13 protein-coding genes are annotated in these 12,747 nt (G+C 58.9%); 5 read left to right on the top strand and 8 right to left on the bottom strand.

All coding sequences use genetic code 11. The features are described 5' to 3' along the window. Positions 1-7: 7 nt before the first annotated feature. A complete protein-coding gene (locus tag BFP89_RS20620) occupies positions 8-262 on the bottom strand; it encodes a hypothetical protein (protein WP_065887233.1) in 255 nt (84 codons plus the stop codon). A 550-nt stretch (positions 263-812) separates the two neighbouring features. On the opposite strand from BFP89_RS20620, the gene BFP89_RS20615 reads away from it, so the two are divergent. After that, positions 813-1,088 (top strand): DUF6124 family protein, encoded by a 276-nt coding sequence (locus BFP89_RS20615; RefSeq protein WP_065887232.1) that lies wholly within the window; start codon positions 813-815, stop codon positions 1,086-1,088. 73 nt (positions 1,089-1,161) lie between these two features. On the opposite strand, the gene BFP89_RS20610 is transcribed toward BFP89_RS20615, so the two are convergent. From BFP89_RS20610 to BFP89_RS20585, 6 genes are all read right to left on the bottom strand, one after another. Next, positions 1,162-2,094 carry a pyridoxamine 5'-phosphate oxidase family protein gene (locus BFP89_RS20610; protein ID WP_065887231.1) on the bottom strand — a complete coding sequence of 311 codons (933 nt, stop codon included), beginning with the start codon at positions 2,092-2,094 and terminating at the stop codon, positions 1,162-1,164. 79 nt (positions 2,095-2,173) lie between these two features. Then, positions 2,174-3,058 (bottom strand): LysR family transcriptional regulator, encoded by an 885-nt coding sequence (locus BFP89_RS20605; RefSeq protein WP_065887230.1) that lies wholly within the window; start codon positions 3,056-3,058, stop codon positions 2,174-2,176. Further along, entirely contained in the window at positions 3,058-3,978 is a 921-nt protein-coding gene (locus BFP89_RS20600) for a LysR family transcriptional regulator (protein ID WP_065887228.1), read from the bottom strand. Before BFP89_RS20600 ends, BFP89_RS20605 begins: the two co-directional genes overlap by 1 nt. Before the next feature lie 16 nt (positions 3,979-3,994). Next, positions 3,995-4,621: a glutathione S-transferase family protein gene (locus BFP89_RS20595; protein ID WP_065887227.1), complete on the bottom strand. Its 627-nt coding sequence runs from the start codon at positions 4,619-4,621 to the stop codon at positions 3,995-3,997. A gap of 142 nt (positions 4,622-4,763) precedes the next feature. Then, positions 4,764-6,011: an ATP-grasp domain-containing protein gene (locus tag BFP89_RS20590; protein WP_065887225.1), complete on the bottom strand. Its 1,248-nt coding sequence runs from the start codon at positions 6,009-6,011 to the stop codon at positions 4,764-4,766. Next, entirely contained in the window at positions 6,008-6,925 is a 918-nt protein-coding gene (locus tag BFP89_RS20585) for an EamA family transporter (protein WP_065887224.1), read from the bottom strand. The genes BFP89_RS20590 and BFP89_RS20585 overlap by 4 nt, the downstream gene beginning before the upstream one ends. 457 nt (positions 6,926-7,382) lie before the next feature. On the opposite strand from BFP89_RS20585, the gene BFP89_RS20580 reads away from it, so the two are divergent. The 3 genes from BFP89_RS20580 (at position 7,383) to BFP89_RS20570 (ending at position 10,138) form a co-directional block, all read left to right on the top strand. Then, entirely contained in the window at positions 7,383-8,459 is a 1,077-nt protein-coding gene (locus BFP89_RS20580) for an aldo/keto reductase (protein WP_065887222.1), read from the top strand. 69 nt (positions 8,460-8,528) lie between these two features. Next, complete coding sequence (locus tag BFP89_RS20575) at positions 8,529-8,771, top strand: hypothetical protein (protein ID WP_083203148.1); 243 nt, start codon at positions 8,529-8,531, stop codon at positions 8,769-8,771. A gap of 152 nt (positions 8,772-8,923) precedes the next feature. Beyond that, the gene (locus tag BFP89_RS20570; protein ID WP_065887221.1) at positions 8,924-10,138 is read left to right on the top strand and encodes a DUF1835 domain-containing protein; all 1,215 of its coding nucleotides are present in this window, start codon (positions 8,924-8,926) and stop codon (positions 10,136-10,138) included. Here the strand turns inward: BFP89_RS20570 and BFP89_RS20565 are convergent. Further along, on the bottom strand, positions 10,108-10,689 hold the full coding sequence (locus tag BFP89_RS20565) for a hypothetical protein (protein WP_065887220.1): 582 nt from the start codon (positions 10,687-10,689) through the stop codon (positions 10,108-10,110). The two genes, BFP89_RS20570 and BFP89_RS20565, sit on opposite strands and share 31 nt — an antisense overlap. Before the next feature lie 98 nt (positions 10,690-10,787). On the opposite strand from BFP89_RS20565, the gene BFP89_RS20560 reads away from it, so the two are divergent. After that, positions 10,788-12,725 (top strand): hypothetical protein, encoded by a 1,938-nt coding sequence (locus BFP89_RS20560; RefSeq protein WP_065887219.1) that lies wholly within the window; start codon positions 10,788-10,790, stop codon positions 12,723-12,725. Positions 12,726-12,747 lie beyond the last annotated feature (22 nt).

Below are 12,747 nucleotides of genomic sequence, written 5' to 3'. Positions count from 1 at the left end.
GGCCGCTTCAGACCGGCAGTTTGGGTATCACGGCCACGGGGGGCGTGTGCGGTGCGTTGTCGTTGTTCATCCAGGTTTTAAGCGTTGTCACCAGCGTGCCCAGCAATTTCAACAGCTCGGCCATTTCCAGGTCACTGCGGTTGGATTTTAAAACCTGGCCAATCACATGATGGGCCGGCACCTGGCCAAAACGCTCGCATTGATCAAGGGTTTTACCCGCCAGTGGAGAAGTTGCACCGTCAGCTGTGTTGAGCGTGACCATTGTGTATAGCCTCATTTAACGAAAGGATCGAAATCGCAGTGCGATCAAGGATGCATGACTTGCCCACCGTCACCGTCGGGCATTGAGTTCAACAAGCACTCATGCGTGGCCAGCCGGTGGGAAAGGTTCCTGATGCCAACGTGGGCGTGCGGTAACAACATCCTTCTACTTCCGCCGATTTCCATCGGAAAACTCCGCAAGCCCGGCGTTTTCATCCGAACAGCGTGCTCCGCCGCCAAGGGTATTCAGCAAGCGGGAGACGCATCACGCTTGTCGGACCGCTCTTACGCAACTTTCGGGTTGCGTCCGATGAACCCCGCCGCTAACCTTCGCGAGTCGCTGCAAAATCAGCGAACGGGTGTGGTAGCCCAGTTCTTTCATAGACCCCAAAACGCTCGCGGGCGTTTTTTGTGCGGGCTGCTTTGTGGCGGCTGTGCATGGGAGGCTTCGGCCTGCCGGGTTTCTATGACCGGTCTACCACCCCGTGTACAGTCGCCTCCTTACTTCGTGTGGTAGCGAAATGGAGGTGCTCATTCATAGGAGCTTCACCATGAAAAAAGTCACGCCCAACCCCCCGCCATCCCCCTCGGATGACAACCTGCAATTACCCCCCGATGTCATCTTCTCCATCCGCCCCGGCCTCAGCACTGAAGCCGCCTTGAGCAATGCCAGCGAAATGCTGGAGTCAGCGACTGTCTGCGCATATGACTGCGCCGAACACGTGGATGGCGCCAGTCGCAAGCATGTATTGGCCGTGGTGCAAATGATCGAAATAGCGAAACTGCTGGTGGACGATGCGCTGAATCGGGAATGCCCGGTCGCCTGATCCGGAACGTGGGAGCTGCCGAGCTTCAGCGAGGCTGTGACAGCTCCCACATCGGATCTGCGACCGCGCCTGGCTACCCGATTCCCATCGCCAGGCTATAGGGTGAAAACCCCGCGAACTGCCAACGCAATGCCAGGGCCGTCGGACGCCGGATCACCTGTTCCACGGTCACCGTCCACAACCGCTGCGCCCCCTCGAACTCGGCCACCTGCGGCCCGCTGAGGATCAGCGAGGTACGCCCCGCCACGTGCAGCACATCCCCCGACTCGAAATCGATGAACAACAACCCCGCCACCGGATTGGCTTGCAGGTTGCCCAGTGTGTTGAAGAACAGGTTGCCGGCAAAATCGGGGATGGTCAGCACGTTGCCCTGCACCCGCACGAACCCGGTGTTCCCGCCCCGATGAGAGACGTCCACCGAACGCTCGCCGTGCAGGTCGACATAGCTTGCGACGAAGAAGGTGTCGGCGTTGCGGATCATGTGCTGATCGGCGCCATCCAGGCTGTCGCTGCGCTCGGCCACGTTGGCGGGTTTGCGCGCAATCGTGTCGACCGGGCGCAACTGGATATATTTGGGGCAGTTGCCAAAGCTGTGCACCACGTCGACCGCGAAGCCTTCGTGATCCACTGCGCCAATGCGACCATTCATGCGATTGCGCCGGCGGGTGTTCAGGTCGATGCCAAGCACGCCAACGGCTGCGCCCGCCGTGATTCCCGCGCGCGCCGGATCGCTGTTGGAGGGCAGGCTGTCGATCTGCAACCGGTAAGGGTCAGGTGAATGCGCGAAACCCGGCGCGCCTTCGAGCATCGTCGCCCACGGCGTGCCCTGTTCATCCACCGCGCCCACCACCAGGTACGGCAGCAAGGGATAGAAATCGCGATGTTGCTCGGGCAGATGATCGCGTACCACCTTCGGGCCGATCACGGCCATGCGCTCGGCCGCGCCGGCACTGGCTTGCAGTTGCCGTTCGCCGGCATGCCAGGGGGATTGCTCGATTGAGTTCATGACGGCCACCTCTCGTTGGATAACTGGATGCTGCGCCTAGGCTTACGCCGAGAGAATGACCACCCCAGGCAATCCACTATTACGCCAGCTGAAATGCCGGGTGGCCGCGCAATGCCGTTACACACTCATCGACAAAACTGCGCACGCGCATCGATGCATGGCGACCTTCGCGATAGACCACCTGCACCGGCACCGCAGGCGGCTCAAAGCCTGGCAATACGCGACGCAGCCGGCCACTCGCCAGGTGCTCGTGCACCGGATAGTTCAAGCACCGCACCAGCCCCGCGCCCTGCACGGCCGCATTGATCGCACCTTGCACCGTGGCGCAGCGCAGGCGTGCACGGGCCTTGAGCTGAGAGTGCGCGAAGTCCCACTGCACCGGGTCGGCATCGGCGATCAGATGGTGCTGCCTGAGTGCGTCGGGGTGCAGCGGCTCGCCGTGGGCGGCCAGGTAGCCGGGACTGGCGCAGAGCACATGCCGCACATGCCCCACCGGTCGCGCGATCAAGGATGAATTGGGCAACTCGCCCACCAGCACCGCCACGTCCAGCCCTTCCTCGTGCAGGTTCGGGTAGTAGTCGTGGTAGTGGGCGACCAGGCGCACCAGCGGGTAACGCTCCATGTACGCGGCCAGTACCGGCGCCATCACATAGCGGCTGAACAGCAACGGCATGAATACGCGCAGATTGCCCTGGGCCTGGCTATGCAACCCCTTGGCCGACGCTTCGGCCACCTCCACCGCCGCGAGCAAGCGCACGCAGTCCGCCATGTAGGCAGTGCCGGCGTCGGTGAGGCTGACCCCACGGGTACTGCGCTGCAACAACCTCACCCGCAAGCGCGCTTCCAGACGCGCAAGCGCGCGCACCAGGGTCGGGCCCGAGACCTGCGCCAAGCGCGCCGCCGCCGCCAGGCTCGGTTGCCCGGCCAGCGCCGCGAACAACTGCATATCGCGATAGCGCTCCATCAGCCGCGCGGCTTTTTCATCGGTTTCAGGGCCATGTCATGCCCCAGGCGCTCGGCCAGAAAATCGACGAATGTGCTGACCTTGGCCGGCACTCGCCCATTGTTCTGGAACACCACTCGGATCGGCAGCGCGGCCGGCTCGAAATCCTGCAGGACAACCTCCAGCTCACCCGCCGCCACCGCTGCCGCGACCTGATAGGACAGCACCCGGGTCATGCCCCACCCCAGCCGCGCCAGGGCGACTGCGGCATTGTTTGCAGTGACCGCCAGGCGCGGTTCGATCGGCACCGTCAGCGGCAGGCCGTCGTCGACGAAGGCCCATTCATGCACCCGCTGGCTGGCGGAAGAGGCGACGATCTTCGCTTCGCGCAACTGTTCGGGCCGCTGGGGTCGCCCATGCCGCGCCAGGTAAGCGGGTGACGCGCACACGACCCGGCGCACTTCGCCCACTTCGATCGCCTGCTGCCCCGGCTCGGGCAGATGACCGATGCGCACGGCCACATCGACACCTTCGTCATTCATATTGACGACGCGGTCGACCAGCAGGGCATTGATGTTCACCTGGGGAAAACGGTCGAGATACTCCCCCAGCGCGGGCGCCACGAACAGCTCGCCGAACAGCACCGGGGCGGTCAGGTTCAGTTGCCCGCAGGGAATCGAATAACTGCCCGCCGCCGCTTCCTCGGCCTCGCTCAGCTCGGCCAGGATACGCCGGCAGTCTTCCAGGTAACGCTGGCCGGCTTCGGTCAGGTGCAGGCTGCGGGTGGTGCGCGCCAGCAGCTGGGTGCCGATGCGTTGTTCCATGGCGGCAATCGCCCGGGTCACGCTGGGCGGCGAGGTGTTCAGACGCCGCGCGGCGGCGGCAAAGCCTGCCTCTTCGGCCACTGCGAGGAACACCTGCATTTCATGAAAACGGTCCATCGACACCCCTTGAACATTACGCTGATTGCAGCCCCACCACCGTGCGCGGCATAGCGACGAAACCCGGCAATGCTTCAAGGCTGGCGAGCCAGGCGCGCACCTGAGGATAGTCGGCCAGCGACACGTTGCCTTCCGGCGCATGGGCCACGTAGGTGTAGAAGGCGATATCGGCAACGCTCGGCAGGTCGCCGGCCAGAAAGCGGCTCTCGCCCAATTGCTGCTCCACCACGCTCAACAGGGCGTGAGCGTGGTTGATCGCAACGGCCGTGTCCACCTGGGCGCCAAACACCGTAGCCAGGCGCGCCGTGGCAGGCCCGACATACAATTGACCGGCCGCCGCCGAGAGCCAACGCTGCACACGTGCCTGCCCGACCGGATCAGCGGGCAGCCACTGGCCGTTGCCATAGGTGTTGGCGAGGTACATCAGGATCGCGTTGGAGTCGGCCAGCACCATGCCGCCGTCGTCAATCACCGGCACCTGGCCGAAGCGGTTGAGGGTGGCGAGGAATTCGGGTGTTTTGTGGGCGCCCTGCTTGAGGTCCACCAGGATAAATTCCATAGGCAGGCCCAGCAGGGACAGCATCAGTTCGACCCGGTGGGAGTGGCCGGACAGGGGGAAACCGTACAGTTTGATCGCAGGCATGACGAACTCCAGGGCGTGGTCGACCGAGTATTCGTGTCGATGGCTGCAATGTTCTTATGTGCCAACCGTCAATGGAATGGCCAGATTTCACAATCCAGCATTTCATAAAATGAAACAGTAACGCACTCCCCACTCTATGCCGCTACCTGGCAGCCAGATAAGCGCCCTGCAACTCAAGTGTGCGAATTCTGCGGTAATCCGCCTCGATCACTGCCGGGTCGGGGTGTACCAGATACACCGTGCCGGGTTGGCTGAACACATCCTGAGTCACGCCTATGCGCTGGCCGTTCTCAACGTAAAGCACAGCCTCGAAGAACGACTCAAGTTTGAGCAGTTCCCTCAAAAATACGTCCTTTTCGAAATAGCCTTCCGAGCGGTTGATCAAGCAGACATTGTAGGTATGTTGCAGACGCTGGTAACCCACTTCACCCGCTGAACGCTGCTCAAATGCCGCAGGTTGCATAAGGGATAGAACCACAGCATCGATCTGACCCAGGCCAGTGGTCAGCTTCGAAACCCCGGGCCGAAGAATACCGTCAGTGCGAGCCGCGATTTCCACCAGTTTCGGCCCGTCTTCGGTGAGCATGACCTCTGCATGGCTGGGACCGTTTCGGATACCCAGGCACCGCACCACGGCTCGCGTGTAGTCGACAAGAATTGAATAAACCGGCGTGTCAGGCCCAATCAGTTCGTCAATATCGTAGAGAATGCCGCCGCTCGCCGTTCGCTGTTTTCGGTAACGTACGACCTCAGTGACAAGCTGTCGGCCGTTGAGTGAGACCATATTGACCACATACTCCATCCCCGCCAGGTACTCCTGAATCAGCACCTGCGTGTTGGGAATATTCAACTTGTTGGTCGTCCCCAGCAAACGCTCGACAGCAGCCTTGCAGGCGTACATATCTTCACAGATGAACACACCATCGGCGCCTGCGCTTTCAAGCGGCTTGATGACCACAGGGAAGCGTCCATGCTCACCGATCCAGTGTTTAACAGGCTCCCAGCCGTCAGCAACGAACTGCCGCGGCGCAGGCAGTTGCGCCTGGGTTATGCACTGAATCATTTCGTACTTGTTTCGACGTGCGTTGGTTTTATCGAAACGATTGCGATAAGGCAGTTGCAATTGTTCGTTCAACCGGTCAGCCAGCAGCACACCCGTTTCTGCACCTGCAAGAATGAACTGCGGTTTGAAACGCTGGAGTTGCGCCAAGGTCATTTCAACGTCGCGATTGACGATCATCCGCTCATAGAGCGCGCAGTCAAAACCCTTGTAGTAGTAGCTGTCCAACGTATCGGATGAGGCCACATGCACCAGTACACAACCTTCATCTTTTAATTGCTTGGCCAGGAATTTCCCGGATGAAAACCCATCGACCATCACCACTCTCATAACGCCTCCCTTTTCAAGGCATGCAGCGATCTACCCAGCAGCAGCAAAACAATCAGAATCACCGCGGCGACGCTGGCGACGGAGAATTCAACCCTCGCATCCAAGTACTGGAGCAACAGGACGAATACAGGAAGCGTCAGCAATACCAGGGAAACGTGAATAGGCGTGAGGTAATAGATAGTTTTCTGGATCAGGTAAATGGGCAGCAAATGCCCTAACACCACCAGCACCACCAAAGGCGGAACCCACTCACGTTCGAGTATGAAACTGCCTCCCGTGGCAGGAATTGCAACGGCACAAACGCCAACCATCGCGATGTTTCTGATACCCAGAATTTCGTATACGGTCCATTGACGAGCGAACATCTCCTTGGAAAAAACCGTGTACATGACCGTGCCCAATGCGCACGCCAACACGCTGGCGATACCCAGCACTCGCTGGCCATCGGTGGTAGTCACGACGCCGCTGTCCCCCACAAAGGAATTGAACAACATGACCGCCACCGAGACGAGCACGAGCCATGAAACCAGCGCGTCCGCAAGAGCGACCTTGACGCCACGTTTGTTGAACAACGAAATAATCAACGTCAGCGCCGGCCCACAGGCTACCGACGCTACGCCGACTACCGCAGGTTCCAGATAGCGCAGTGCGTAGAACAACCCGCCCCAATTGAGCAGTACCGCCAGATTGACGATAACGACTAATCGCCATTGAGCGCTTAGTTTCGAAAACAGTGAGCGCCTATTTCGATAGAGCGCCCAGGCACCAAAAAAACAGGCCGACGTCATGAAACAATAGAAGACAACGTTCAGCGTACTGATCGACTGTGTGATCAACGCAACGTAAACGTCGAACGCTGCGCTAATCAAGCAAAATACCAAGCCGATGATTATTCCTGTCCGCTGTATTAACATTTAGCCACCCACGTGCTGTCGATTGTCCTCATTCAATATCTTTCATACTCAAGCCTCTGCACCGTTCGCGGTAGTCCTAGACGCTAGCAAATCATTTGGAAAAATAATAGCTAGCAAAACGGACAGGTAGCAACAGCCGAAACGCCAACTTATCAATCCAGGAAATATACGTAGGAACTTTCCTTCAACACTCACTGGAACTACGTAGCAGCTAAATAACTAACACATAAAAACAAGAACTTTCCTACAAGCCTTTAACTTACAGGAGCAATTTCAGCCAATTCAGATGAGTTCGTCCAAGCACATAAACGCGTGAATTTCTGCCCGTGCGCTGGCGGATGAGGTGCCTCTGTGACGGCAATGGCGCGGCAGGCACAGGAAGGCTGGATAAAAAAATTCAAACTATCGCCCCTCCCATCGTTCACACCTTCACGTGCAACGCAATGTAGGAGGCAACATGCAATACCGACAACTGGGCCATTCCGGCCTGCTGGTCTCGGAAATCATCCTGGGCACCGTGCCGTTTGGCGGTCGTGCCGAGTTCGAGAAATGCGGCGCGGTGGACGTGCCCCAGGCCAGGCGCATGTTCGATATCGCGTTCGACGCCGGGGTGAATATGATCGACACCGCCGACCTGTACTCCCATGGCCTGGCCGAGGAAGTGGTCGGCAAAGCCCTGGGCGACAAGCGCAACGACATCTTGCTGGCGACCAAGGGCCGCAGCCCGGTGGACGAGAACCCGAACAATTCCGGCTCGTCGCGCTACCACCTGATTCGCGCCTGTGAAGCCAGTTTGAAGCGCCTGGGCACCGACCATATCGACTTGTACCAACTGCACAACTGGGACGGTCTGACGCCCATCGAAGAAACCCTTGAAGCGCTGCGCCTGTTGGTGGGCTCGGGCAAGATCCGCTACTTCGGCACCAGCAATTTCACCGCCTGGCAAATGATGAAGGCCCTGGGCAAGGCCGAGTTGCACGGCATGCTCAAGCCGATCACCCAGCAGATCTACTACACCCCCGAATCCCGCGAGGCCGAGTACGAGCTGCTGCCTATGGCGCTGGACCAGAATATCGGCACGCTGGTGTGGGGACCGATGGGTGAAGGCCTGCTGACCGGCTCGACCCGACGCGGGCATAAACCACCGGCCAATACCCGCCAGGGCAGCGGCTGGCCGGAACCCTACGTGCATGACCAGGAACGGGCGCTGGATATCATCGAAACCCTGGCCGCCGTAGGCGACGAGCACGGTGTGTCGGTGGCGCGTACCTGCCTGGCGTGGCTCAAGGATCGCCCGGGGATCACCTCGCTGATTGTCGGCGCCCGCACCGAAGCGCATCTGCGCGACAACCTTGCGGCGACCGAGTTGAAACTGACCGAGGAACAATCCTCACGCATCGAGGCCGTGACGCGTCGTCAGCCGCTGTACCCGTACTGGCATCGCTTTACCGCCGGGATCGATCGCTTCGATCCGGCGGAACAGCCGTTCCTTGCCGAGCATCAAAAAACCATGGATGCGCGCAAGGACAAATAGTCCCTGCACGCAACAGATCAACAGGTGGGAGAGGCGTGCGCCCTCTCACCTTTGGTAAGGGAAATCGCTTTGATCGCGCAACTCATGATCGCCGCCCTCGGCGTCGTCGCTATCTGGTTCAGCCAAAGCAAACGCCTCAAGGTGCGCCGCTACGCCTGCCTGTTCGGCATGGCCGGGCAGCCGTTCTGGTTCTGGTCGTCGATCAATGCCGAGCAATGGGGCATTGTGCTGCTGAGCTGTTTCTACACGGTGGCCTGGGCCAAGGGCATCAAGACTCACTGGATTGATCGCAGGCCCGAAGAACCGGTCTGAGTTTGCAATCGGCCGCCACACTGCCTATATTTCCCGCCTGGCGCTCTCTACGCCACCTTCCGCGGAAAGGGCTGCGCCCAAGACATCACAGCTCGACCTCATTTCTACGACTCCCAACCTTAAAGCGGAAAAGGTTTGTACAAGGAGCTCGTATGTCACAACGCCCTGTTGCTTCCACTACCAACGGCCGCCTCAACCTTGAGCAGCAGCGCAAGCGCGCCAAGGAACTGTTGCCGCACCTCAAGCGCGAGGACCCCAACGCTACCTTGTCCCAGGCCCAATGGCAGATAGCCAGAGGATTGGGCTTCAGCAGTTGGCCCAAGCTCAAGGCCCATGTCGACGCCCTGGACTTCGCCACACGCCACCCCGACTTTATCGCCAGCGACGAAGCCCGCACCACCCATTGGCGCTGTGGCAACGACATCGCTCACAGCCTGCAGGTGGCGGGGTTCACAGGGCAATTCCAGATGCTCACCGATCCGTTATGCATGGGCCCGGTGCGCGACCTGCCCGGCGATGACTACCAACCCCTGCGTGGCGCGTTCATCAGCCACGCGTTCGGTTTGAATGAGACCGAGGTGGCGCGGCGACTGGCCGACGAATATGCCCGGCTTGAACACCTGGCAACGGCGCAGCACAGCGTGTTGTGGTGCGAAGCGGATGCCTATGACCAGCTGTTTCTGATACGCGCACTGGCGGGTCTGGAGCGCCTACCGCCCAAACTTGAACTGATCGAAGTCGACCGCATTCCCGGTGTGGAGCGGTTTATCGGCATCGGCCAATTGGCGCCCGATGTACTCGCCTGGCTGTGGCCCCAGCGGCGCCTGGTGGATGAGGCAGCGATCCAACTGGCCAAACAGGCGTGGGGGGCGTATTGCGACCCCTCACCCGTGCGCTGGGCCGAACTGGCTCACGGCAAGCACTGTGCCCTGCCCTTGCTCGCGCCGGCGCTGCTGCGCCAACTGCAGGAATTACCCGGCACCCGGGATGGCTTGTCCCTGACCGAACGCCTGGCCCTGGGCTATATCGCCGAAGTCGGGCCGGTGCAATTTGGCCGGGTATTCGCCGAACTGATGGCCAGGCGCGAACCGCTGCCGTTCCTGGGCGACATGATGTTTCATGCGCTGTTGCGACCGTTGATCGATGGCGACCAGCCGCTGCTGGTGGAAACCGAGACGCATCTGGAGTGGCCGCGACGGGAATTGGCGCTGACGGCGCTCGGTCTTGAAGTGCTCGACGCAAACGCCTATTGGCCTGACCACAGTTCACATGCGCGCTGGGTAGGCGGGATCTGTATTGAACCGGGTCGGGCTCATTGGACGGTAGACGGGGAGGCTCAGCCTGTTTGGCGAAGCGCCAGGGAATAGGCTTGCTCGTCAGGGAAGCCTTCCATAATGAGCTCGATGATGGCTTCTCTGTATTCACTTACATTTAACGGCAAGCCGGCTTTATTCGCCTGATAGTAAGCCGCCATGCGTTCGCGAGCCTGCGGCTTCTTGACCTTTTTTCGAGGTTTCACGGCACTCTCGGTCACTTCGACGAAACCTGCAAAATCTGTGGTTGCGGTATTCCAATCGTATGAGAAGACCTGCTCGCGCGCAGCCACGGGATCGAAGTGACGAGTAAAAAAGCTTCCACATTCTCCAGTGCCTTTACTGATCACCAGCGACGTCAGGTCTGGCAACTCACGCTCATCGGTGAACAGCCTGACCACATCCAGTCGTCGCCCCGTGGATACCGGAATAGCATTTTGAACCACTTCGCTGTCGGGGTGCTCATGCTTGGCTCGATCGACCAACTCCGTATAAGTCAGACAATGCTTATGCTTGGCCGAGTCAACGAGAATCGGGTAATAGACGGATGCCAATTGCACGTCGATGAGCGTGACGTTTTCGTAAAGACCTTGTTGTGTGTTCATGATGATCCTGAGAAGCGCATGGTTTCCTTAAGTGGGGTAACATCTCACGCTTTGCGAATTATGGCTAATAGCCACTTACCCTAATCAAGGATGATCCTGTGCCGTTAAAAACCGCCGCCGAGCTGTGGAATAGCTTGAACTCAGGGGGCCGGCTGGCACCCAAGAGCCATGACCGACAATTCGTCGCGGATTTGCGTGCGCAATTGCACATACCTGCGTCACAGGATGTGGGCGCATACCTGAAACAGCATGACGTCGACATATCCACGTTCCTGATTGCCGTGCTCAATGCCCTGCAGCCGTTCAGCATGATGCTCACTGACATCTACGAGATGTTCACTGAAGGAGGCGTATCGCGCAGTAATGAGCAACTCCTGATTGAGTTCGATTTTAATGAGGGCGATAAACTCTCATTCGATGCAGATGCGTTTCGCCGCGCGCGTAATGCAATTGAAAACCTGCACAGTGTTGTTGCGCAACGTGCTTATAAGCCCGAGGACTTGATTGCAATCAGCAGAGGGCTTCAGACGGCTTTTGCAGAAACACTCGGAATCGAACGAGCAAGGGCGACCATCGCAGCGCCCATCGCGAGTAATCAAGCCACAGCCTGGATAAACAACGTCGACTGGCCTTACCGGACACCCGCTCCGCTACCCACGGGGGCGATCACTGATCCCCTCAGCCAGGCACTCCTGCCTGTCGCAACGATGGTCGACGAGTTATGCCGCCGCACCGGCCGCTACACCAGCCAGAGCGATCTACGCAGCGCCCGCAGGAATGACGAGCCACAGATGTCAGAGCGCGCTCCGATCAGACAATGGAGTGAGTCCACACTGGCACACGCGCAAGACGATCACATCGCGCGTTTCCAACTCTTGCGCATGCTTTGGAATTACCAGCGTGTGCCCCAGTCGCACCGTGGCGTCCTGGCAGACAGAGTCGAAGCGCTGGTTAATGCTCACTCAGAGTTGGTCGCGGCTAAAGCGTCGTACCATGATCTTGAGGATTTACTCGACCTGCCCATCTGGAAGCATCGTTCACAGCTTTACTCCATATGGCTGGTTACCTTGATCAAACGCGAGGTGGAACAAGGCGGTGAACGCTTTCAGTTGGTGGGGGTTAACAACTGCCTGACATTCGCTTTCAGCCCTACCCATGTCGCCAACTTGCATGTCGGCAACGACGTTCTCGAGTTGATGGCGGAGTTGCGCGTCGCGGCGCAAGGTATTGCCCTGATGGGAACCGGCCGAAAAGAAAATATTCAACCGGACTATTCACTGCTGCAGCGCCGAGCCGATGGAAGCCATCGCATCATTTATGTGCTTGAAGCCAAACAATACGCCAGGGCCAATACACGAAACTTCAATCAAGCACTGCGTGATTACGCAAAACTCAATACAGAGGCGCTGGTAGCGCTCGCAAACTACGGGCCTGTGCCGACCAGCCAACCTCAAAAGCTCCTTGAGCTGTGCCGGCAGGCAGGCGACGTAAACGTCAGCGAACGATGCGAGGCATTCGCCTGCGTCACACCCACCAATGCGGATTCGGCCCGTCAGTTACGCAAGCATTTGCGGCGGGCAATTACCGACTATGCCTTGCCGTTACCAAAGCTGATCGTCGATGTGTCAAGTTCGATGGCAGATGTCCTGACGCCTCAGGCGTACCGTGATTGGCCAAGTACTGCGCAGAGCATCAGTAACTCAGGCATGGAATTGATACTTGCCGACTCTTATCAGACAACGGTACGTTCAGGAGAGCCTGTCCGCCAGGCAATGCTCAATTTGTTCGAAACCGCCGTGCACGGCCCGTTGCAGGGCATTTACGACATCACCCGAGCCGAGCGCGGAGCCCTGATGCTGTTCACAGACCAAAGCGGCTTCCATGAAGTGATCAATTATCGCGACGACCTCGCCGGCATTTTCGTCCTGCAACCGAACGGTTCATTAGTCATATGCATGAATAAAAGCCAAGAAAGCCTGTTACGGCGGGCAATACAAAAGCTGATTGCACACTGCTCTATCGGTGAGTCTTATTGATTCAGTTCCCGCCCACTTCCCA

Source organism: Pseudomonas sp. 31 R 17, from assembly GCF_900004915.1.
GTDB classification, from domain to species: domain Bacteria; phylum Pseudomonadota; class Gammaproteobacteria; order Pseudomonadales; family Pseudomonadaceae; genus Aquipseudomonas; species Aquipseudomonas orientalis_A.
Note: the sequence above shows the minus strand (reverse complement) of the source record. Positions and strands in the feature narration are given on the sequence as shown.